The organism is Streptomyces sp. NPDC002835, assembly GCF_053591995.1.
Genome location: NZ_JBSFUW010000013.1, coordinates 86775 through 106979 on the forward strand (window position 1 = coordinate 86775; position 20205 = coordinate 106979).

At 71.7% G+C, this 20205-nt stretch carries 23 protein-coding genes; 14 read left to right on the forward strand and 9 right to left on the reverse strand.

Annotated elements, in window-relative coordinates; translation table 11 throughout:
- Positions 1-58 precede the first annotated feature (58 nt).
- Positions 59-2134: an FUSC family protein gene (locus tag ACWD01_RS16745; protein ID WP_451162381.1), complete on the forward strand. Its 2076-nt coding sequence runs from the start codon at positions 59-61 to the stop codon at positions 2132-2134.
- Between the two features lie 119 nt (positions 2135-2253).
- Here the strand turns inward: ACWD01_RS16745 and ACWD01_RS16750 are convergent, their stop codons facing one another.
- From ACWD01_RS16750 to rpmB, 3 genes are read right to left on the reverse strand one after another with little or no spacing between them, the layout of a single operon-like run.
- Positions 2254-2742 (reverse strand): hypothetical protein, encoded by a 489-nt coding sequence (locus ACWD01_RS16750; RefSeq protein ID WP_451162383.1) that lies wholly within the window; start codon positions 2740-2742, stop codon positions 2254-2256.
- Positions 2743-2781: 39 nt separating this feature from the next.
- A complete protein-coding gene (rpsN, locus tag ACWD01_RS16755; protein ID WP_451162385.1) occupies positions 2782-3087 on the reverse strand; it encodes a 30S ribosomal protein S14 in 306 nt (101 codons plus the stop codon).
- A complete protein-coding gene (gene rpmB / locus ACWD01_RS16760) occupies positions 3087-3323 on the reverse strand; it encodes a 50S ribosomal protein L28 (RefSeq protein WP_356897893.1) in 237 nt (78 codons plus the stop codon). Before rpmB ends, rpsN begins: the two co-directional genes overlap by 1 nt.
- Positions 3324-3384: 61 nt before the next feature.
- On the opposite strand from rpmB, the gene rpmG reads away from it, so the two are divergent.
- The 5 genes from rpmG (at position 3385) to ACWD01_RS16785 (ending at position 5637) form a co-directional block, all read left to right on the forward strand.
- Positions 3385-3549, forward strand: coding sequence for a 50S ribosomal protein L33 (gene rpmG / locus ACWD01_RS16765; RefSeq protein WP_356897880.1), 165 nt, complete (start codon positions 3385-3387; stop codon positions 3547-3549).
- A 3-nt stretch (positions 3550-3552) separates the two neighbouring features.
- On the forward strand, positions 3553-3801 hold the full coding sequence (locus tag ACWD01_RS16770) for a type B 50S ribosomal protein L31 (protein ID WP_451162387.1): 249 nt from the start codon (positions 3553-3555) through the stop codon (positions 3799-3801).
- Positions 3798-4934 (forward strand): CobW family GTP-binding protein, encoded by a 1137-nt coding sequence (locus tag ACWD01_RS16775; protein WP_451162389.1) that lies wholly within the window; start codon positions 3798-3800, stop codon positions 4932-4934. Before ACWD01_RS16770 ends, ACWD01_RS16775 begins: the two co-directional genes overlap by 4 nt.
- A gap of 1 nt (position 4935) precedes the next feature.
- Positions 4936-5187, forward strand: a complete 252-nt coding sequence (rpsR, locus tag ACWD01_RS16780; protein ID WP_451162391.1) for a 30S ribosomal protein S18 — start codon at positions 4936-4938, stop codon at positions 5185-5187.
- Positions 5188-5394: 207 nt separating this feature from the next.
- Positions 5395-5637: a DUF397 domain-containing protein gene (locus ACWD01_RS16785; RefSeq protein ID WP_451162393.1), complete on the forward strand. Its 243-nt coding sequence runs from the start codon at positions 5395-5397 to the stop codon at positions 5635-5637.
- Between the two features lie 78 nt (positions 5638-5715).
- On the opposite strand, the gene ACWD01_RS16790 is transcribed toward ACWD01_RS16785, so the two are convergent.
- Positions 5716-6228, reverse strand: a complete 513-nt coding sequence (locus ACWD01_RS16790; RefSeq protein WP_451162395.1) for an ATP-binding protein — start codon at positions 6226-6228, stop codon at positions 5716-5718.
- A gap of 316 nt (positions 6229-6544) precedes the next feature.
- Between ACWD01_RS16790 and ACWD01_RS16795 the strand changes: the two genes are divergently transcribed.
- The 3 genes from ACWD01_RS16795 to ACWD01_RS16805 all read left to right on the forward strand — a co-directional run bounded on the left by ACWD01_RS16795 (position 6545) and on the right by ACWD01_RS16805 (position 9662).
- Complete coding sequence (locus ACWD01_RS16795) at positions 6545-7465, forward strand: helix-turn-helix domain-containing protein (RefSeq protein WP_451162397.1); 921 nt, start codon at positions 6545-6547, stop codon at positions 7463-7465.
- A 62-nt stretch (positions 7466-7527) separates the two neighbouring features.
- A complete protein-coding gene (locus tag ACWD01_RS16800; protein WP_451162399.1) occupies positions 7528-8985 on the forward strand; it encodes an aldehyde dehydrogenase family protein in 1458 nt (485 codons plus the stop codon).
- A gap of 122 nt (positions 8986-9107) precedes the next feature.
- On the forward strand, positions 9108-9662 hold the full coding sequence (locus ACWD01_RS16805) for a DinB family protein (protein ID WP_451162401.1): 555 nt from the start codon (positions 9108-9110) through the stop codon (positions 9660-9662).
- An 18-nt stretch (positions 9663-9680) separates the two neighbouring features.
- Here the strand turns inward: ACWD01_RS16805 and ACWD01_RS16810 are convergent, their stop codons facing one another.
- Entirely contained in the window at positions 9681-10382 is a 702-nt protein-coding gene (locus ACWD01_RS16810; protein ID WP_451162403.1) for a bleomycin resistance protein, read from the reverse strand.
- Positions 10383-10425: 43 nt separating this feature from the next.
- Here ACWD01_RS16810 and ACWD01_RS16815 point away from each other — a divergent pair, with 43 nt between their 5' ends.
- Positions 10426-11067: a PadR family transcriptional regulator gene (locus ACWD01_RS16815; protein ID WP_451162405.1), complete on the forward strand. Its 642-nt coding sequence runs from the start codon at positions 10426-10428 to the stop codon at positions 11065-11067.
- Between the two features lie 7 nt (positions 11068-11074).
- Here the strand turns inward: ACWD01_RS16815 and ACWD01_RS16820 are convergent, their stop codons facing one another.
- The gene (locus ACWD01_RS16820) at positions 11075-12499 is read right to left on the reverse strand and encodes a glutamate decarboxylase (protein WP_451162407.1); all 1425 of its coding nucleotides are present in this window, start codon (positions 12497-12499) and stop codon (positions 11075-11077) included.
- A gap of 121 nt (positions 12500-12620) precedes the next feature.
- Entirely contained in the window at positions 12621-12986 is a 366-nt protein-coding gene (locus tag ACWD01_RS16825; protein ID WP_451162409.1) for a YbjQ family protein, read from the reverse strand.
- A gap of 131 nt (positions 12987-13117) precedes the next feature.
- Between ACWD01_RS16825 and ACWD01_RS16830 the strand changes: the two genes are divergently transcribed.
- Positions 13118-13819, forward strand: coding sequence for a DedA family protein (locus ACWD01_RS16830; RefSeq protein WP_451162411.1), 702 nt, complete (start codon positions 13118-13120; stop codon positions 13817-13819).
- A 14-nt stretch (positions 13820-13833) separates the two neighbouring features.
- Here the strand turns inward: ACWD01_RS16830 and ACWD01_RS16835 are convergent, their stop codons facing one another.
- Together ACWD01_RS16835 and ACWD01_RS16840 are read right to left on the reverse strand one after the other, a co-directional pair.
- A complete protein-coding gene (locus ACWD01_RS16835; protein ID WP_451162413.1) occupies positions 13834-15507 on the reverse strand; it encodes a threonine/serine exporter family protein in 1674 nt (557 codons plus the stop codon).
- A 139-nt stretch (positions 15508-15646) separates the two neighbouring features.
- Positions 15647-16141, reverse strand: coding sequence for an inorganic diphosphatase (locus ACWD01_RS16840; RefSeq protein WP_005314187.1), 495 nt, complete (start codon positions 16139-16141; stop codon positions 15647-15649).
- Positions 16142-16238: 97 nt separating this feature from the next.
- Here ACWD01_RS16840 and dacB point away from each other — a divergent pair, with 97 nt between their 5' ends.
- The 3 genes from dacB (at position 16239) to tilS (ending at position 20189) form a co-directional block, all read left to right on the forward strand.
- Positions 16239-17660 (forward strand): D-alanyl-D-alanine carboxypeptidase/D-alanyl-D-alanine endopeptidase, encoded by a 1422-nt coding sequence (dacB, locus tag ACWD01_RS16845; RefSeq protein ID WP_451162563.1) that lies wholly within the window; start codon positions 16239-16241, stop codon positions 17658-17660.
- 87 nt (positions 17661-17747) lie between these two features.
- Positions 17748-18902 (forward strand): zinc-dependent metalloprotease, encoded by a 1155-nt coding sequence (locus ACWD01_RS16850; RefSeq protein ID WP_451162415.1) that lies wholly within the window; start codon positions 17748-17750, stop codon positions 18900-18902.
- Positions 18903-19145: 243 nt separating this feature from the next.
- Positions 19146-20189 carry a tRNA lysidine(34) synthetase TilS gene (tilS, locus tag ACWD01_RS16855; protein ID WP_451162417.1) on the forward strand — a complete coding sequence of 348 codons (1044 nt, stop codon included), beginning with the start codon at positions 19146-19148 and terminating at the stop codon, positions 20187-20189.
- The last annotated feature ends 16 nt before the right edge of the window (positions 20190-20205 follow it).

Here is a 20205-nt window from a genome sequence, read left to right on the forward strand (position 1 = left end):
GCCAGGCCCCGGGCTCGACCCTTGAAAAAATGTCCGTGAAGCCCGTTACGCTCGCCCCATGAGCTGGCTCCGGGCGCTGAAGGAGACCGCCCGTTCGGGCCTGAGGATCGAGCGGCAGCGGCTGGAGCCCCTGGTCGCGATCCGCGGCGCCGCCGGGCTCGCGCTCGTCGTCGGGGCCGCCCTCACGCTCTTCGGGCCGGTCGTCGCGGTCAGTTCCGCCTTCGGGGCCTTCCAGGCGGCCGTCGCCACCTTCCAGCGCAGCTGGCGCCCGCGGCCCGTGCTGGCGCTCGTCTCGGGCGCGACGCTGGCCGTCTCCACCTTCCTCGGCTATGTCACGGGCACCCATATCGCCCTGTTCCTGGGGCTGCTGACGCTGTGGACCTTCCTCGCCGGGCTTGCCTGGGCCGTCGGGCCGACCGTCGGGATCATCGCCTCGTCGAACGTCGCCATCATGCTGGTGACGGTCACCCTGCCCACCTCGGTCGCCGCCGCGGCGGGCCATGCCGCCATGATCGCCGTCGGCGGGATCGTCCAGGCCCTGCTCGTCGTCGTCTTTCCCGTACGCCGCTGGGGCGCGCGGCGCGACGCGCTGGCCGACGCGCTCGCCGCGGAGGCGGACTACGCGCGCCGGCTGCGGAGCGACCCGACCGCGTCCTTCGACCCGGCGCCGCTGATGCACGCTCGCAGCGCGGCGGCCGTCACCCCGAGGGAGGCCAGGCGCAGGCCGGCCGAGCTGCACGGCACCCGGGGGGTCGCCGAACGCATCAGGCCGGTGCTCGCCTCCCTCGCCGACCCGGCCGTCGGCGTCCCCGCCGAAGGACCGGCCCGCGACCGGGTGCGTGAACTCCTCGACGCGGCGGGCGCCGTGCTCGACACCGCCGCGCGGGCCGTGCGCCACGGGGACGCGGTGGAGGTGCCGGCGGCCGCGGCCGCCGTCCTGCGGACGCCCGACGCCGGCGCCGTCCTCTTCGGGCCGCCCCGCCGCGCCGCCCTGCGGCTGGCCGCGCTGCTCGACGACGTCGTCGCCACGGCCCGCGGCGACGGCATCACCGAGTCCGGCCACCGCACGCGGCAGGGCCTGCTGCGGCTGCTGCCCGTGGCCCTGCGCGCCGTACGGGGCGAGTTGCACCCCGGCTCGCCGGTCCTGCGGCACGCGACGCGCTCCTCCGCGGTCGTGGCCGCCGGCTATCTGCTCGGCACGGCGCTCCCGTTCGGCCACGGTTACTGGGCGCCGCTGACGGCGGTCATGGTCATGCGGCCCGACTTCTCGCAGACGTACGGCCGTTCCGTCGCCCGGCTGTGCGGGACGCTCGTCGGGGTGGGCGTGGCGTCCGCGGTGGTGCGGGCGGCCGATCCCGGCACCTACGTCAGCGCGGGCATCGCCGTCCTGTGCGCCTTCGGCATGTTCCTCGTGATGCGCACCGGTTACGTCGCGGCCAGCGTCTTCATCTCCGCCTATGTGGTCTTCCTGCTCGGCACCGGCGGGGAGGAGTGGGACCAGACCGTGCCCCAGCGGGTGCTGCTCACCCTCCTCGGCGGGCTGCTGGCGATGCTGGCCTACGCCGTGTACCCCGCGTGGGAGACGCCGCGGCTGCACCACCGTCTCGCGGACTGGCTGCTCGCCGACAGCCGTTACGCCGCGGCCGTCCTCGACCGCTATGCCGACCCGGCCGACACGGCGGACGTCCGCCGGGCGCTGCTGGCCTCGCGCGACGCCCGTATCGCCTGGCGGGAGGCGCTGAAGAAGGCGAAGCACGAACCGGTGCGCTCCCGGGTGCTGTCCCGCGACACGGCGGAGGAGGCGGGCCGCGCGCTCGCGCAGGCCGGCCGGGTCGCCATGCTCATCGAGGCTCATCTGCCGGAGTACCGGCCGGGCCGTGACGTCGAGCCCGTTCCCGCCGCCGCCGCGCTGGCCGAGGTGCTGCGGCAGACCACACAGGACGCCGTGGAGGCGATCCGCGACCACCGGGTGCCGGACTGGGACGCCCTCCACGAGGTCGTGGACCGGTGGGGCACCAAGGAGGCGGCCGACGCGGTCCTGCGGGGCGGCGCCGTGCAGCTCCTGGCCGCGCTGGACGCGCTGGCTGCGGCCCTCGCCGCGGGGCCCGGACGACGAAGGGCCGCGGACCCGTGAGGGATCCGCGGCCCGTGGCCCGGCGCGTGTCACCTGTGTCAGTGACCGTCGACCGGGCGCGTGTCACCTGTGACGGTGACTGTCCACCCGGCGCGTGGCGCCTGTGACGGGTGGGACCGTCAGGGGATCTGGAACTCGCTCGGCATACCGGTCGGCAGGCCGTCGGGCAGCTGTCCCTGGTCGATCTTCTTCAGGGTGTCCTTCTTCCCGCCGTCCCAGGAGATGACCAGGGTCGTGCCGTCGTTGGACTCGACCGTGCCCGTCGTGCGGTCGGTGTTCCCGTCCGCGCACTTCAGGGCCAGCATCTGCTTGCCGGTCTCCCGCACCTCGCCGTGGCAGGTGTGTCCCTCGGCGACGAGCGTCGCCGTCCCCTGCTGGACGCTGAGCGCGACGGGGCCGGCGCTGCCGCTCGTATCGGCCCAGGTGCCCTCGACGTCACGGCTCCGGCCGCCGTCACCGCCTCCGGTGTCCCCGCCGGTCTCCGTGGGCGAGACCGAGGGCGCGGCGTCCTTGCCCGCGTCGTCGCTCTCGCCGCTGCCGCATCCGGTGAGCGCGAGGGCGGCGACGAGGCCCGCCGCGGCGGCCGTGGTCCGTACGAGCTTGCGCATGTGATCGATCCCCCTGATCGGTGGCAGGACCGCGCCAAGCTACCAGGAGGACTTGCGGACTCCGGGGAGGAATCCGGCGTGGGCCTGCTCACGCATCCGCACCCTGGAAAGCCCGAACTTCCGCAGATGGCCGCGGGGCCGGCCGTCCACGCCGTCCCGGTTGCGGACGCGCGTGGGGCTCGCGTCACGCGGCTGACGCCGCAACTCGGCCTGCGCGGCCCGCCGTTCCGTCTCACTCGTGTCGGGCGCGCGGACGATCCGCTTCAACTCCGCCCGCCGGGCGGCGTACCGCTCGACGACCGCCTTGCGGTGCTCGTTGCGGGCGATCTTGCTCTTCTTCGCCATCAGACCTTCACTCCCCGGGCTCGGATGCGGGCCACGGCGGCCTCCACGCCGATCACGTCGATCGTCTTGACCGCCCGCGCGCTGAGCGTGAGTCGCACATGGCGGCCCTCGCCGGGGAGCCAGTACCGCTTGCGCTGGATGTTGGGGTCGAAGCGGCGGGACGTGCGCCGGTGGGAGTGGGAGATCCGATTGCCGAAGCCGGGCACGGCCCCGGTCAGCATGCAGTGCGCGGACATGGTGATGCACCTCTCGCGAGTGGAGTTGGAAATGGAAATCATTTCCATTTATTCTAACCCCATGGCTCGCAACGACATCCGACCGGTCATCAAGCTCCGCTCCACGGCGGGCACCGGCTTCACCTATGTGACCCGCAAGAACCGCCGCAACGATCCCGACCGGCTGACCCTGCGCAAGTACGACCCGGTCGCCGGGCGGCACGTCGACTTCCGAGAGGAGCGCTGAGCGATGAAACCCGGCATCCACCCGCCGTACGGGCCCGTCGTCTTCCGCGACAAGGCCGGCGGCTTCGCCTTCCTCACCCGGTCGACCCTCACCAGCGACAGGACGGTCGACTGGGAGGACGGCAACACCTACCCGGTCGTCGACGTGGAGATCTCGTCGGCGAGCCACCCCTTCTACACGGGCACGGCACGGGTCCTCGACACCGCCGGGCGCGTCGAGCGCTTCGAGCGGCGTTACGGAGGCCGGGGGTGACGCTGCCCGTCGTACTCGTCGGCGGGCTGCACGCCGACGCCCGCCGGGCCACCGTGGAGCGGCTGCTGTCCACGGTGCGCGGCAGTGTCGCCCTCCATCACGACCTCCAGGCCGCCGGGCGCGGCACCGTCGTCCGCACCGTGCGCGACGCGTTCCGCGTCCGCGACACCGGCGAAGCGCCGCTGGTCAACGACTGCGCCTGCTGCGCGCTCCGGGAGGACCTGGTGCCCGAACTGGCGCGGCTCGCCGACGACGGCGCGACCGCTCTCGCGATCGTCGAACTGTGGGACTCCGTCGAACCGAAGGCCATGGCGGAGGTCGTCGCCGCGCACGGCGGCGACCGTCTCGCCGTGACGTCGGTGATGACGGCCGTCGACCCCGCGCTGCTGCTGCCGTATCTCGGCAACGGCGACGACCTGGCGGACGCGGGCCTCGCCGCGGCTGCCACCGACCGCCGCACGATCGCCGACACCTGGGCGCGCCAGCTGGAGTACGCCCCGGTCGTCGCCGTCGTGGACGCCGACGAGGCCGCCGAGGAGGACCACGCGCTGCTGAGCCAGCTGCATCCGACGGCCCGCCGGATCCCGGTGGACAGCGCCGAGTTGGCCGCCGCGGCGGTCGCCGGATTCGACGTGGAGGCGGCCGCGGCCGCGCAGCACCCCGCCTGCGCGCTGCTGCCGCAGGAGGCGGACGAGTGCGGTGTCGCCACCCATGTGTGGCACCGCAGCCGTCCCTTCCACCCCGAGCGGCTCTATCAGGCGCTGGAGGACCTGACCTGCGCCGCCGCCCGCAGCCGCGGCCGGTTCTGGCTCGCCGACCGGCCGGACACCCTGCTCGCCTGGGACGCGGCCGGCGGTGCGCTCTGCGTGGAGAGCACGGGCCCCTGGCTCGCCTCGCTGCCGGACGCCGCGTGGGAGATGGTCCCGCCGGTGCGCAGGGCGGCCGCCGCGCTGGACTGGCACCCCGAGCACGGCGACCGCTGCCAGCACCTGGTGTTCACCGCGCCGGGTCTCGACCGCGACGGGCTGGAAGAGCTCCTCGACTCCTGTCTGCTGACCGATGCCGAGTACGCCGCGGGTCGGGAGGCCTGGAAGCGGCTGCCGCCCGCCTTCGACTCCCTCCTGGAGGTCTGACATGTCCGCCCGCCGCGCACAGCCGCGCAAGCCGTCGGCTCCCCGCCCCAATCCACTGGACCGGGACGGCATCACGTACATCGACTACAAGGACACCGCTCTGCTGCGGAAGTTCATCTCCGACCGCGGGAAGATCCGCAGCCGCAGGGTGACCAGGGTGACCGCGCGGCAGCAGCGGCAATTGGCCCGCGCCGTCAAGAACGCCCGGGAGATGGCGCTGCTGCCGTACGCCTCCGCGGCCGCCGGCCGCTGAACTCCGCGCGAGGCAGTGGCTTGATTTCCCCGGGATGGCACCGATCGCCGGGGGCAGACGTCTCTATGTCCAGAGCCGTAGCTGTAACCGCGGCAACACCCCGCGTGCACGTGCATCTGCCTGTGCATCCGCTTCATGCATCTGCATATGAACACAGCTATGATCCGGGATGGTTGACACCTGCACCTTGCACCCCGGGAGCGACTTGTGCACAACGTGTACAACGGCATGGCGGCCACGGAGCTTCAGGGGGTCGTCTGGCAGAAGAGCAGGCACAGCAACTCACAGGGCTCGTGCGTGGAGTTCGCCAGACTGCCCGGCGGCGACGTGGCCATGCGTAATTCGCGGCACCCCGACGGGCCCGCGCTCGTCTACACGACCGCCGAGATAGAGGCACTGCTTCTCGGCGTGAAGGACGGCGAGTTCGACCATCTCGTCGCGGGGGCCTGAGGCCCAGGACCGCGCCGCACGACCCGAAAGCGCCGGGCCGGGGAAGCTCCCCGGCCCGGCGCTTTCGGGTACGGAGACCTAACCGACTGCGGAGGCCTGACCGACGCGGAACAGTGCCCAGACCACCTTGCCGTGCAGTGACCCGGCGAGCGGGTGCCAGCCCCAGCCGTCGCTGAACGAGTCGACGAGGAAGAGACCGCGGCCGGACTCGGCGGAGAAGTCCTCGTCCGCCGCGCGCGACCGGGGGCCGGCATGACTCGGATCGCGTACCGCGCACACCAGGCGGCCGGTCCACCGCATCAGATGGAGCCGGACCGGCGCTTCGCCGGCGGGTACGCGCGGTGCGCTCTCGGCCGGCAGGGCGTGCCGGAGGGCGTTGGTCACCAACTCGGAGACGACCAGCGCGACATCGTCGAACCGTTCCTCCAGCTCCCACTGGCCCAGCGTGCTCTCGGTGAACCGGCGGGCGCCGCGGACCGCGTCGAAGCGGGCGGGGAGGGAGCACGAGGCCGAAGTGGAGACGGCCGAGGGGTCGATCGGGGGAAGGCCCTGCCGTAACGGCTCGAGCATGGTGGATCCATTCGGTCCCATGCGAGGCACTCCCGGGAATCGCGGCTGTGACGCTACAACACGAACGAGTACGCAGGTGGCGCGCCAACCATGGTTCCCAATGCGTAGGGCAGATGCAAGGGCAGATGCACGTGCACGCGCCTGACCTGTCCGCCCCCGTGCCGTTTGTTGCTCATTTCTTCCGCGAAATTCCTCAACTTCCCTGGACGGGCCGCTCACGTATCAGTAACGGGGTGAGTACTCACCGAAGCGTTTTGGTGGCAGAATCCCGCTCTTGGGGTTCGGGGGGACCCCCGGCAGCATCGGAACGAGTGAACAGAGCGGCAGCGCAAAAGCGATGGGGAGGGTCGAAGTCGTGGCGGCAGCAGAGTCCGAGTGGGCGTGGGGACAAACCCGCACCGAGGGTCCGGGCGGAGGTTCGGTGGTGCGGCGCATCCTGCTGGGCTCACAACTGAGAAGGCTGAGGGAGTCGCGGGGCATCACGCGAGAGGCGGCCGGCTACTCGATCCGCGCGTCCGAATCGAAGATCAGCCGTATGGAGTTGGGCAGGGTGAGTTTCAAGGCGCGCGACGTCGAGGACCTGCTGACCCTCTACGGCGTGGCCGACGACGCCGAACGCGCCTCGCTCCTCGGGCTCGCCAAGGAGGCCAATGTCACCGGCTGGTGGCACAGCTTCGGCGATGTGCTGCCCGGGTGGTTCCAGACATACATCGGCCTCGAGGGCGCCGCCTCGCTGATCCGTATCTACGAAGTGCAGTTCGTACACGGGCTGCTGCAGACCGAGGCGTACGCGCACGCCGTCGTCGTCCGCGGCATGCCCGACGCCCCGCAGGCCGAGATCGACCGCCGGGTCGCGCTGCGCCTGGAGCGGCAGAAGACCCTCGTGTCCGAGCGCGCCCCGCAGCTGCACGTCGTGCTGGACGAGGCGGCCCTGCGCCGCCCGTACGGCGACCGGGCCGTGATGCAGGCCCAGTTGCGCCATCTGATCGAGGTCTCCGAGCACCCCGGCATCACGCTCCAGGTGATGCCGTTCAGCTTCGGCGGACACGCGGGGGAGAGCGGGTCCTTCACCATGCTGCGCTTCCCCGAGTCGGACCTCTCCGACATCGTCTACCTGGAGCAGCTGACCAGCGCGCTGTACGTGGACAAGCGCGAAGAGGTCGCGCAGTACGAGCGGGTGATGGAGCGGCTCACCGAGGACAGTCCGGATCCGGCCGAGACGCGTGACCTTCTCCGGGGACTGCTTCAACTCATCTGAAACATAAGTACGATGACGCAACATCAGACTTCCGTGCTCACGCCTCTGGAGTAAGGGATCACATGGCCTTCTTCACCGACCTGGCCCAGCAGTACATAGACGGCGAGTGGAGGCCGGGCAGCGGCTCCTGGGACATCATCGACTTCAACCCGTACGACGGTGAGAAGCTCGCCTCGATCCCCGTCGCCACGGCCGACGAGGTGGACCTGGCCTACCGGGCGGCGGAGCGGGCGCAGCGGGAATGGGCCGAGACCAACCCGTACGCCCGCCGGACGGTCTTCGAGCGGGCCCTGCGGATCATCGAGGACCGCGAGGAGGAGATCTCGGAGGCGATCGTCGCCGAGCTCGGCGGCACGCGTCTCAAGGCGGGTTTCGAACTCCACCTCGCCAAGGAGTTCCTGCGCGAGGCGGTGAATCTGGCGCTGCGGCCCGAGGGGCGCATCCTGCCCTCGCCCATCGACGGCAAGGAGAACCGGGTCTACCGCGTGCCGGTCGGTGTCGTCGGTGTCATCAGCCCCTTCAACTTCCCCTTCCTGCTGTCGATCAAGTCGGTCGCTCCGGCGCTGGCCCTCGGTAACGCGGTCGTCCTCAAGCCGCACCAGAACACCCCGATCTGCGGCGGTTCGCTGGTGGCCAAGGTGTTCGAGGACGCGGGTCTGCCGGCCGGTCTGCTGAACGTCGTGATCACGGACATAGCCGAGATAGGCGACGCGCTCATCGCGCACCCGATTCCGAAGGCGATCTCCTTCACCGGCTCCGACAAGGTGGGCCGCCACGTGGCCACCGTCTGCGCGGCCAACTTCAAGCAGGCCATCCTCGAACTCGGCGGCAACAGCGCGCTGATCGTGCTCGACGACGCCGACGTCGACTACGCGGTGGACGCCGCGGTCTTCAGCCGTTACGTCCACCAGGGCCAGGTCTGCATGGCGGCCAACCGCATTCTGGTGGACCGTTCGGTGGAGAAGGAGTTCACCGAGAAGTTCGTCGCCAAGGTGCGGACCCTCAGGGTCGGCGACCCGGCCGACCCGGCGACCCACATCGGGCCGCTCATCAACTCCTCGCAGGCGGACGCGGTCACCTCGGTGGTCGACCAGACGGTCGCGGCGGGTGCGACGGCCCTGCTGCACGGCACCGCGGAGGGCAATCTGGTCTCCCCGACGGTGCTGACCGGCCTCCCTGCCGACTCGCCGGTCCTTTCCCAGGAGATCTTCGGCCCGGTGGCGCTGATCATCCCGTTCGACGGCGAGGACGAGGCCGTCAGGATCGCCAACGACTCGCCGTACGGCCTGAGCGGCGCCGTGCACACCGGCGACGTGGAGCGCGGTGTGCGGCTCGCGAAGCGCGTGGACACCGGCATGATGCACATCAACGACGGCACCGTGCACGACGAGCCCATCGTCCCCTTCGGCGGGGAGAAGCGGTCGGGCATCGGCCGGCTGAACGGCGACTCGACGCTCGACGCGTTCACCACCCAGAAGTGGATCTCCGTGCAGCACGGCCGCTCGCGGTTCCCGTTCTGAGGAATCCTCCGGACGCCGGGCCCTTGCGGACAGAACCTGACCGCAAGGGCCCGTAGCTTTCGGGGTGTCGGCAGGAGGGCGGACGGGCCCCTCCCCGAGATCACCCACCGGAGGCGGACATCATGGTCACTCACGTTCCCGCGGAGGCCCACGGCGACGAGCGCGGCGCGCTCCTCTCCTTCGTCGAGGCGCAGCGAGGCGCGATCCGGCGCTCCGTCCTCGGGCTGACCGAGGAGCAGGGGGCGAGCCGGCCGAGCGCCAGCGAGCTCTCCCTGTCCGGACTGCTCAAGCATGTGGCCGAAATGGAGCTGAACTGGCTGCGGTTGGCGCAGCAGCGGCCGAACGAGCGGCAGCGGTCCGAGGAGACCTGGGGCGACAGCTTCCGGCTGGTCGGCGACGAGACGATCCCCGGGACGCTGGCCTTCTGGGACTCGGTCGCCAAGGAGACGGAGGAGTTCATCCGCGCGGTGCCCAGCCTGGACCACACCTTCCCGCTGCCGCCGGCGCCCTGGTTCCCGAAGGACGCGCGGGTCTCGATGCGCTGGCTGATGATGCACCTGGTCGAGGAGTTCGCCCGGCACGCGGGCCACGCGGACATCATCCGCGAGTCCCTCGACGGCAAGGGCGCCTTCGACCTGGTCGCCCTGGAGGGCAGTACGAGCGGCGAGGCCGGCTGAGCGGCCCCGGAGGCCCGGCTACGCCCGCAGCTCGGCCAGCCTGGCCAGGGCGTCCCGCGCCGACTCCCGCTCCCCGGCGTCGAGCGGCAGCGCGGCGGCCTGCTCCAGCAGCCGGCCGGCGAGCGGTTCGTCGCCGAGCCGCCGCGCGATGTCGCCGCGCAGGACCAGCAGCCTCAGGTGCTGCACGGCGGTGGGGCGCTCGTCCTCCCGCGCCAGCGCGTGGTCGATGAGCCGCGCCGCGCCCGCCGGATCCTGCTTGGAGTCGGCGAACAGATCGGCCAGATGGAGGGCCCGGGCGAACGTCTCCCTGGGGACGGGCCGATGGCCCGGGCCGTCGCCGAGCGGCGTGCCGACCCGGACGGTGTTGCCGCCCGGGTCGGTCATCAGGAACTGCCGCATCCCGTACGACATGTCCTTCAGCGGGCCGATGCGCGGCAGGCCCCGGGACGGAATCCGGCCGTAGGCCGCCTTGAGCCCCGCGCGGAACGAGGCGTGCAGGGTGTCGACGTCGTCGGTGACGACGTAGCAGCCCGAGTAGGACTCCGCCGGGTCGTACTGCTTCATGCCGAAGAACTGCAGCTGCACGGAGCCGCGCTCGACCACCGCGTACGGGTAGGGGCTCTTCTGTATGAAGGTCGTCTCGAAACCAAGGGCGGTGTAGAAATCGACCACCGGCTGGATCGTCCGGCAGGGCAGGAGCGGGATGGTCTTCTCGGTCATGGCAGGTACTCTAGTCAAAGTTGAATAGAAGGGAAGCCGGGTGATGTCAGCCATCCGTCTGCTGGTCCTGGGAGCCGTGCGCCAGCACGGCCGGGCACACGGTTACCAGGTACGCAACGACTTGGAGTACTGGGGAGCCCACGAGTGGTCGAACGCCAAGCCGGGCTCCATCTACCACGCGCTCAAGCAGATGGCGAAGCAGGGACTGCTGCACGCGCACGAGATCGCGCCCTCCACGGCCGGCGGCCCGCCGCGCACCGAGTACGAGGTCACCGCGAAGGGCACCGAGACGTACTTCGCCCTGCTCCGCGAGTCCCTGACCGCGCACGACCAGAAGATGGACGTGCTCTCGGCGGCCATCGGCTTCGTCGTCGACCTGCCGCGGGCGGAAGCCGTCGAGCTGCTCGAGGAACGGGTGCGCGGCATCGAGCGGCGGCGGGCCTCGGTCACCGAGTACTACACGCCGGAGGAAGGGCCCGAGTCACTCGGGCACATCGGCGAGATCATGAACCTGTGGGTCTCGTCCGCCGACTCCGGCGCCGAGTGGACCCGTGGCCTGATCCGGCGGATCAAGGCCGGGGCGTACACCTTCGCGGGCGAGGGCGAGCCGTTCGTCGGCGTGCTCGCCGAAGGCGAGGAGAACCCGTACGCGACGGGCGAACCCCACGAGGGGGACACCCGCTGACCGGCCCTCAGTGGTGGAACGGCGTCTCCGGCCGCCGCTCCGCGCTCGCCGGGTGCGACTGGCGGCGCAGGTCCGGCAGCAGCATCCGCAGATCGTCGAGCAGCAGCGCCGACAGGTCCGCGGAGAACCCGTTGCGGCAAACCACCCGCAGCACCGACAGGTCCTCGCGATGGGGCGGGAAGGTGTACGCGGGCACCAGCCAGCCCTTCTCCCGCAGCCGCCGCGACACGTCGAAGACGTCGTACGCCGTCACCTCCGGCGCGGTCGTGAAGGCGAAGACGGGCAGTTGGTCCCCGCGGGTGAGCAGCCGGAAGTCCCCCAGCGCCTCGATCCGCCCGGCGAGCCCCGTCGCGATGTCCCGCGCCGTCTGCTGGACCGCGCGGTAGCCCTGCCGCCCGAGCCGCAGGAAGGTGTAGTACTGCGCCACCACCTGCGCGCCGGGGCGGGAGAAGTTGAGGGCGAAGGTCGGCATGTCACCGCCCAGGTAGTTCACCCGGAAGACCAGCTCCTCGGGCAGCGCCTCCGGCGAACGCCACAGCGCCCAGCCCACACCCGGGTAGACCAGCCCGTACTTGTGCCCGGAGGTGTTGATCGACGCCACCCGCGGCAGCCGGAAGTCCCAGACCAGTTCCTCGTCCAGGAACGGCGCGACCATCGCGCCCGACGCGCCGTCGACATGGACCGGGACATCGATGCCCGTGCGCTCCTGGAGGGCGTCCAGCGCGGCGCAGACCTCGTCCACCGGCTCGTACGAACCGTCGAAGGTCGAGCCGAGCACCGCCACCACGCCGATGGTGTTCTCGTCGCACAGCTCGGCCGCGGCCTGCGGATCGAGGTGGAAGCGGTCGCCCTCCATCGGCACGAGCCGCGGCTCGACCTCCCAGAAGTTGCAGAACTTGTCCCAGCAGACCTGGACGTTGACGCCCATCACCAGATTGGGCCGCGCCCCGCTCCGGTAGCGGTCGGCGTTCCGGTTCGTCCAGCGGCGTTTGAGCGCCATCCCGGCCAGCATGCAGGCCTCGCTCGACCCGGTGGTCGAGCAGCCGACCGCGGTGGCCGGGTCGGGCGCGTGCCACAGGTCGGCGAGCATGGCCACACAGCGCCGCTCCAGCTCGGCCGTCCGCGGGTACTCGTCCTTGTCGATCATGTTCTTGTCGCGGCACTCCGCCATCAGCTCCGCCGCCTCCGTCTCCATCCAGGTGGTGACGAAGGTGGCGAGGTTGAGCCGGGAGTTCCCGTCGAGCATCAGCTCGTCGTGCACGAGCTGGTACGCGGTGGGAGGCGGCATCGGGCCGTCCGGCAGCCGGTGCGTGGGCGGGGCCGACGTCATTCGGCCGACCGGATCGGCGAGCCCGAAGAACGGGTTGACCGACAGCCTGCGCCGCTCCGGTCCGTGGTCCTCGGTCCCGGTGGTGCCCTGGTGGAGTGCCATGGGGCTCAGGCTGATACGGTCTCGCACCGCACGCAATGCGAGACCTCACGCAATGCCGGGGCCGCACGCAGGGAGCCCGGCCCGACACGGACGCGGGAACCGGCCGGGGCCCCGTCTCCCGTCACACCCGGGCGATGACGACCGCCGTGCCGTAGGCGCAGACCTCCGTGCCCACGTCCGAGGCGTCCGTCACGTCGAAGCGGAACGCGAGAACCGCGTTCGCGCCCCGTGAGCGGGCCTGCTCGATGAGACGCTCCATGGCCTGGTTACGGGTCTCCACCAGGGTCTTGGTGAGCCCCTTGAGCTCACCGCCGACCATCGACTTCAGACCCGCCCCGATCTGGCTGCCCAGATGGCGCGAGCGCACGGTGAGTCCGAAGACCTCCCCGATCACCTGCTCCACCCGGAAGCCCGGGATGTCGTTCGTCGTGACGACCAACACATCGGCCTGCGGGCCCTGCCCGCCGCCGTACTCCTCGATTCCCATGGTGCACAGCCTCGTCGGTGGCCGTTCACCCCGCATCCGCTGCGACCGGTGGAACGTGGCATCACACCTGTGCGTTGATAGCTTTGGGCAGCCGACCCGCCGATGACTATCACCACAGGAGCCCGGACCTCGTGAACACCCTTGCGCTCGGACCGAGCTGGCTCGACCCGGACTACCTGATCACCACCTTCGGCCTGATCGGCGTGCTCGCCATCGTCTTCGCCGAGTCCGGTCTGCTGATCGGCTTCTTCCTGCCCGGCGACTCGCTGCTGTTCACCACGGGCCTGCTGGTGACCACCGACGTGATCAAGCAGCCCCTGTGGCTGGTCTGTACCCTGATCGTGCTCGCCGCGATCATCGGTGACCAGGTCGGCTATCTCTTCGGCCGCAAGGTCGGCCCGGCCCTCTTCAAGCGCCCCGACTCCCGGCTCTTCAAGCAGGAGAACGTGGAGAAGGCCCACGAGTTCTTCGAGAAGTACGGCCCGAAGTCCCTGGTCCTGGCCCGCTTCGTGCCCATTGTGCGGACGTTCACGCCGATCATCGCCGGCGTGAGCCGGATGAACTACCGCTCGTTCGTCACGTTCAACATCATCGGCGGCGTGCTGTGGGGAGCCGGTGTCACCCTGCTCGGCGCCGCGCTCGGCAAGGTGGACTTCGTCCACAAGCACATCGAGGCGATCCTGATCCTGATCGTCCTGCTCTCGGTCGTGCCGATCCTGATCGAGTTCCTGCGGGCCCGCTCCAAGGGCAGGAAGGCGGCCGCCGCCGGAGCCTCGGACACGGACCCCGAGATCCCGCCGTCGTCCCGCGGCGGCCGTCACGCCAAGCGCTGACGCCTCCCCACGGCTCAGAAGCCGCGCGTCCGCTTGGCCGCGCGGCGTCCGCCCGGTGTCTCCACGCCGGGCAGCGCCCCGGTGACACCCGGCACCCGCAGGAACAGCCGGGAGATCTCGCCGCCCAGGTTCACCCCGATCGCGATGGCCAGCGCCAGCGCCGCCGCCTTGCTCAACGAGGTCAGACCGTTGTTCGTGTTGCCCCGCGCGATCTCCAGCAGACCGAAGTACGTGGCGCTACCGGGCAGCAGCGGACCGATGGCGGCCGTGACGTACGGCAGCGCCGAGGCGAAGCGGTAGCGCGACAGCATGTGCCCGAACAGGCCCACCAGGCCCGCCGCGGCGGCCGTCGCGGCGACCGGCGAGGCCTCGGCGACGTCCGCGAGCGCGCCGTAGACGACCCAGGCGACACCGCCGTTGAAGGTGACCAGCGCGACCGTGCTGCGCTCCTGCTGGAGCATCACGGCGAAGCACAGCGACAGGCTCATCGCGGCCAGCGTCTGGGGCACCGGCCGCGGCTTGCTGTGGATCGCCGTCTCCGGACTGAGCCCCGCGTCCAGCGCGACGCCCAGATACAGCACCGCCAGCACGCCGACCACGATGGCGACCACGAGATAGCCGACCTCGAGCAGTCGCGCGGCCGCCGTGATGTAGAAGCCGGTCAGCCCGTCCTGTACCCCGGCGACCAGCGCCCGTCCCGGGATCAGCGCGAACAGCCCACCGGTGATCACCGCGGAGGCCCGCAGTTCCAGGGGTGAGAGCGACAGGGCCACGCCCATCGCCGCCGACGGCATCGCCGCCGCCACGAACTGGTAGAACTCCGGCAGTCCACGCCCCGCGCACAGCCAGGCCAGCCGGTCGCCGAGCATCGCACTGACCGCGGCGGCGATGAACACCACCGCGTCACCGCCGACCAGCACCGACGCCGACCCGGCCAGCATGCCGCCGGCCAGCGTGAGCGCCCAGCCGGGGTAGGGGTGCCGGTTACGGCGGATCTCGGCGAGCCGGCGGTAGGCCTCTTCCAGGGAGACGTCCGACTCCTCCGCGCTGATGTCGTGGACCAGCAGGTAGACCGCGGCCAGCCGCGTGTAGTCGGTGCCGCGCCGCCGAACGGTGCGGCTCGCCGTCACCGGGTCGTCGACCAGGGACGGTTGATACGTGATCGACAGCAGCGTGAAGGTCACCGTCGGCTCGCAGCGGTCCAGCCCGTACGAGCGCGAGATGGCGAACATCGCCGCCTCGACGTCCTCGGCGCCCTCACCGCCCGCGAGCAGCAACTCGCCGATACGCAGGGTCAGGTCGAGCACGCGGGGGACGGCCGGGCCGGCCTCGTCGTGCCGGTGCGGCGACTCGGGCATCGGCCGCTCGCCCACCGGGATCTTCAGCATCGCGCGCATCCGGTCCTGCCAGGGCGCGTCCTTGGACGTGCGCACCAGGGGGATGCCGTGCGCCGGGGTGAAGGCAGGCGGCGAATTGCGCGCGCTGTACGTGCGCGGCGGCGCGAACGCGGAGCCCTCGGGCTCGGCGGCCGGCTCCGGAGCAAACCCTTCAGGAACGGCGAACTCGGAGCTCGGATGGTCCTCCTCGGGCGCCTCCGGCTGCCCCACCCCCGCCGGAGGGGCGAAGGCGCTGTGCGCCTCGTCGGACTGAGGTTTCCGGTCCTCCGGGCCCTCGGGCTCCGCCACCACTCGTTGTCCTCGCTCTCCCTCTCGTACCGTCCCTCGACCGGCGCTCCTGCCCAGTATGGGCACGGGCAAGGGGGGATACGCGACGCGGGCGGCACACCAGAGGTGTGCCGCCCGCGCCGGAGTGCTCAGTCGTGCGGCGTCAGTGCGCGCCGCCCTGCGCCTCGAGGCGCTTGAAGGAGGCCTCGATCTCGGCCTCGGCCTCGGCGCGGCCGACCCAGTCGGCGCCCTCGACGGACTTGCCGGGCTCCAGGTCCTTGTAGACCTCGAAGAAGTGCTGGATCTCCAGGCGGTCGAACTCGGACACGTGGTGGATGTCCCGAAGGTGCTCCACGCGCGGGTCGGACGCCGGGACGCACAGCAGCTTGTCGTCGCCGCCCGCCTCGTCCGTCATACGGAACATGCCGATGGCGCGGCACTTGATGAGGCAGCCCGGGAAGGTCGGCTCGTCAAGAATGACCAGCGCGTCCAACGGGTCGCCGTCCTCGCCGAGGGTGTTCTCGACGAATCCGTAGTCGGCCGGGTAGCTGGTCGAGGTGAAGAGTCGACGGTCCAGGCGGATCCGACCGGTCTCGTGGTCCACCTCGTACTTGTTCCGCGAACCCTTCGGGATCTCGATGGTGACGTCGAACTCCACGGGTGGCTCCTCCATGATCAAACACACAACAAGACGCAGTACTGGTGATTAAGTGTCCCTCACGCACATGTGTGATCGCGAAAGGGGCTGGTGCGAGGTGCCGGTGGTCAGGACGTGGCAGCTTGCAGCAGGTGCTGCCGTGGTCGGCCTCACCCTCGCCGCCGGGGCGGTGGCCGCGGCGGGGCCTTGGGACTCGGGCCAGCGTAAGGCCGAGAGGGAGCGTGTGGCTGCCCACAGCCCCACGGGTGGCGCACATCACGCGCCCGCCCCGAAGCGACCCGCTCCCGCGCCCAGCGCGGCCCCCGTCCTCGCGGCCCTGGGCGGTCCGCGGACCGTGACCGCGGAGGAGCCGGCCGCACCCGCCGGCGGGCTGCCGAAGATCCTCGACACCCTGCTCGCCGACCCCGGCCTCGGCCCGGCGCCCGCCGCCTGCGTCGTCGACCTCGCCACCGGTGAGCGGCTGTACGGGAAGCGGGCCGAGACCCCCATGGTCCCCGCGTCCACCGTCAAGATCGCCACGGCCGCCGCCGCGCTCACCGCCCTCGGACCCGACCACCGCGTCCCCACCACGGTCGCCGCGGCGCCGGGCGCCGACGTGATCACGCTCGTCGGCGGCGGTGACGCCACCCTCGACCGGGCCCGTCTCGGCGAACTGGCAGAGCGGACCGCGCGCGCCCTGCGGGAGCGGAAGCCGGCGGCGGAGGACGGGCAGCCCGCCGCGAAGATCCGGCTCGAGTACGACACCTCGCTCTACGAGGGCCCCCTCCTGCACCCCATCGGCCCCAACGACAACATCGCCCCCGTCAGCGCCCTCATGGTCGGGCAGGGCCGCCTCGACGCGCGCACCACCGGGGCGGCGACCCGCAGCGCGGACCCGGCGGGCGAAACCGCCCGCGTCTTCCGGGACATGCTCTCCGAACGCGGGGTCCACATCGCGGCGCCGGTCCCCGGCCGGGCCGCGGCCCAGGCCGTGCCCCTCGCCCAGGTCCTCTCCGAACCCCTGTCGACGGTCGTCGAGCGGATGCTCACCCACAGCGACAACGACATCGCGGAGTCCCTGGCCCGGCAGACCGCCCTCGCCACCGGCGAGAAGGCGTCCTTCGCCGGCGCCGAACGGGCCGTCACCCAGCAGCTGCGAAGGCTCCGGCTGCCGCTGGACGGCGCCCGGTTCGCCGACGGCAGCGGTCTCGACCGCCGCGACCAGGTGTCCGCCGCACTGCTCACCACTCTCCTGGCCCGCGCCGCCGACGCCGACCACCCCGAGTTGCGGCCGGTCCTCACCGGCCTTCCCGTCGCCGGCTTCAGCGGCACCCTCGAACACCGCTGGTCCGACACCTCCGCCGGCACCGGCCTGGTCCGCGCGAAGACGGGCACCCTCACCGGCGTGAACGCCCTGGCGGGCACCGTCGTTGACCCGGGCGGCCGACTCCTCGGCTTCGCGTTCCTGGCCTCCGGCACCCCCTCCCCGTACGACGCGCAGCCCGCTCTCGACCGCCTCGCGGGCGCACTCGTGTCCTGAGCCGTCCCGCTCCGCCCGCGGCCGCCGGCCGGACCGGGGGCGGGCAACACCTCTCCGCACCCGCAGCCGAGAACGTACGGTTGACGCATGACGAGCATCGGTGGTGCCGAGATGGTCGACTGGAACCTCGCCGTGGCGACCGCGACCCGCTTCGTGCGGCCCGGTCCCGAGGTGAGCCGGGACGAGGCCCGCGCGGTCGTCGCAGAGCTGCGCAGGCATGCCAAGTCCTCGGAGGAGCACGTCCGGGAGTTCACCCGGATGATCCCGGAGGGCGCGGTGCCACGGGACACCCCGGTCCTCGTCGTGGACCGGGCCGGCTGGGTCAGGGCGAACGTCGCGGGCTTCCGCGAGCTGCTGCGGCCGCTGCTGGACAAGATGCAGGAGCGCCGCCCCGGCGGCCCCGGCGGCGCTGTCCTCGGCGCCGTCGGCGGCAAGGTGACCGGCGTCGAGCTGGGGATGCTGCTGTCCTTCCTGGCGTCCCGGGTCCTGGGCCAGTACGAGACGTTCGCCCCGGCCACCCGGGACCTGCCGGCCGGTGACCCCGCCGAGGTCGGCGGCAACGGCGGCGGACGGCTGCTGCTGGTCGCGCCCAACGTCGTCCACGTCGAACGTGAACTGGAGGTCGACCCGCACGACTTCCGCCTCTGGGTCTGCCTCCACGAGGAGACCCACCGCACCCAGTTCACCGGCGTGCCGTGGCTGCGCGACCACCTCGAGGGCGAGATCCAGTCCTTCCTCGCCGAGACCGACACCGACCCCATGACCGTCCTGGAACGGCTCCGCGAGGCCGCCCAGTCGCTCGCCGGGGCTCGCCCGGAGGGCGAACGGGACGAGGGCGGCCACTCGATCGTCGAGATCGTCCAGACCCCCGCCCAGCGCGAGATCCTCGGCCGGCTGACCGCGGTGATGTCCCTGCTCGAAGGGCACGCCGACTTCGTGATGGACGGCGTCGGCCCCGCCGTCGTGCCGTCGGTCGCCGAGATCCGGGAGAAGTTCCAGCAGCGCAGGGCGCGCGGGGCGAGCCGGCTGGACCTGGCCCTGCGCAAGCTGCTCGGCCTCGACGCCAAGCTGCGCCAGTACCGCGACGGCGAGCGGTTCGTACGGGCCGTGGTCGAGGAGGTGGGCATGGACGGCTTCAACCGCGTCTGGACCTCGCCGAACACGCTCCCCACCAAGGCGGAGATCGCCAAACCGGCGGACTGGGTCGCGAGGGTGCACCGGAAGGGAGAGGGCGCACCGTAGAGGAAAGGCGCGAAAAGCGGACGTGTGACGGCAGAAGGACGCCGCATCAATCACCCGTCCGAGGGACCGTGGGCTGTGGATAGGCGTGCAATGCTCGGGTATCGGCTCGGTTCTGTCACCATCGACGCACTCTGAGTGACTGCTCTCGGAGTGGCGATCTTCGTCCGCTGGCCGTTCCTGATCGTCGTCCCGACTCGACCGAGACACTCCTCCCTCCCGATCCGTTCACGAAGGGCACCGGACATGGGTCCCCATCCTGCGGTCGCGGCGATACGCCTGGCGGTCCGCCGCGTACTCCACGACGTACTCACCGATCACACGGCACAAGCAGCCCGCTTCGCCCACTCCGCCCCGGGCCCCGCCCACTCGGGCGAACCGCCGCTCGTCCTCGTGGCGTGCTCCGGCGGAGCCGACTCCATGGCCCTCGCCTCCGCCCTCGCCTTCGAGGCCCGCAAACACTCCGTCCGCGCCGGTGGCATCACCGTCGACCACGGCCTCCAGGACGGCTCCGCCGGACGCGCAGACGAGGTCGCCGCACGCCTCGCCGCACTCGGGCTCGACCCCGTCGAGACCGTCGCCGTCCGGGTCGGCCGCGCGGGCGGACCCGAGGCCGCGGCCCGCGACGCCCGGTACGCGGCGCTCGACGAGGCCGCGGAGCGCCACGGCGCCGCCGCCGTGCTGCTCGGACACACCCGCGACGACCAGGCGGAGACCGTCCTCCTCGGACTCGCCCGCGGCTCCGGCATCCGCTCGCTGTCCGGGATGGCCGCCGTCTCCGGGACCGCCGGCCGCTACCGCCGCCCCTTCCTCCAGATCGACCGGCAGACCGCCCGCAAGGCCTGCATGGTCCAGTCGCTGCCCGTCTGGGACGACCCGCACAACGCCGACCCCGCCTACACCCGCTCCCGGCTGCGCCACGAGGGCCTGCCCGCCCTGGAGAAGGCGCTCGGCAAAGGCGTCGTCGAAGCCCTCGCCCGCACCGCCCAGCTCTCCCGCGACGACGCCGACGCCCTCGACAGCTGGGCCGCCGACGCGGACGCCTCCGTACGGGACGAGAGCGGCATGCTGGACTGCGCCAAGCTCTACGTCCTGCCCCCCGCAGTACGGCGCCGGGTGCTGCGCCGGGCCGTGATCCGGGCCGGCGCGCCCGCCGGGTCGCTCTTCGCCCGGCACGTCGAAGAGGTCGACCGGCTGATCACCGGATGGCGTGGTCAGGGGGCCATCAACCTGCCCGGCCGGGTCCAGGTGCGACGGCAGGGTGGCAGACTGGTCATTCGGCAAGGCTGAACCGCCGAGAGAAAGC

What these genes read in the sequence shown, in the direction of transcription:
- ACWD01_RS16745 (WP_451162381.1), top strand. Translation starts at nt 59, where the DNA reads ATGAGCTGGCTCCGGGCGCTGAAGGAGACCGCCCGTTCGGGCCTGAGG.
- ACWD01_RS16750 (WP_451162383.1), bottom strand. Translation starts at nt 2,742, where the DNA reads ATGCGCAAGCTCGTACGGACCACGGCCGCCGCGGCGGGCCTCGTCGCC.
- rpsN (WP_451162385.1), bottom strand. Translation starts at nt 3,087, where the DNA reads ATGGCGAAGAAGAGCAAGATCGCCCGCAACGAGCACCGCAAGGCGGTC.
- rpmB (WP_356897893.1), bottom strand. Translation starts at nt 3,323, where the DNA reads ATGTCCGCGCACTGCATGCTGACCGGGGCCGTGCCCGGCTTCGGCAAT.
- rpmG (WP_356897880.1), top strand. Translation starts at nt 3,385, where the DNA reads ATGGCTCGCAACGACATCCGACCGGTCATCAAGCTCCGCTCCACGGCG.
- ACWD01_RS16770 (WP_451162387.1), top strand. Translation starts at nt 3,553, where the DNA reads ATGAAACCCGGCATCCACCCGCCGTACGGGCCCGTCGTCTTCCGCGAC.
- rpsR (WP_451162391.1), top strand. Translation starts at nt 4,936, where the DNA reads ATGTCCGCCCGCCGCGCACAGCCGCGCAAGCCGTCGGCTCCCCGCCCC.
- ACWD01_RS16790 (WP_451162395.1), bottom strand. Translation starts at nt 6,228, where the DNA reads ATGGGACCGAATGGATCCACCATGCTCGAGCCGTTACGGCAGGGCCTT.
- ACWD01_RS16795 (WP_451162397.1), top strand. Translation starts at nt 6,545, where the DNA reads ATGGGGAGGGTCGAAGTCGTGGCGGCAGCAGAGTCCGAGTGGGCGTGG.
- ACWD01_RS16800 (WP_451162399.1), top strand. Translation starts at nt 7,528, where the DNA reads ATGGCCTTCTTCACCGACCTGGCCCAGCAGTACATAGACGGCGAGTGG.
- ACWD01_RS16805 (WP_451162401.1), top strand. Translation starts at nt 9,108, where the DNA reads ATGGTCACTCACGTTCCCGCGGAGGCCCACGGCGACGAGCGCGGCGCG.
- ACWD01_RS16810 (WP_451162403.1), bottom strand. Translation starts at nt 10,382, where the DNA reads ATGACCGAGAAGACCATCCCGCTCCTGCCCTGCCGGACGATCCAGCCG.
- ACWD01_RS16815 (WP_451162405.1), top strand. Translation starts at nt 10,426, where the DNA reads ATGTCAGCCATCCGTCTGCTGGTCCTGGGAGCCGTGCGCCAGCACGGC.
- ACWD01_RS16820 (WP_451162407.1), bottom strand. Translation starts at nt 12,499, where the DNA reads ATGGCACTCCACCAGGGCACCACCGGGACCGAGGACCACGGACCGGAG.
- ACWD01_RS16825 (WP_451162409.1), bottom strand. Translation starts at nt 12,986, where the DNA reads ATGGGAATCGAGGAGTACGGCGGCGGGCAGGGCCCGCAGGCCGATGTG.
- ACWD01_RS16850 (WP_451162415.1), top strand. Translation starts at nt 17,748, where the DNA reads ATGACGAGCATCGGTGGTGCCGAGATGGTCGACTGGAACCTCGCCGTG.
- tilS (WP_451162417.1), top strand. Translation starts at nt 19,146, where the DNA reads ATGGGTCCCCATCCTGCGGTCGCGGCGATACGCCTGGCGGTCCGCCGC.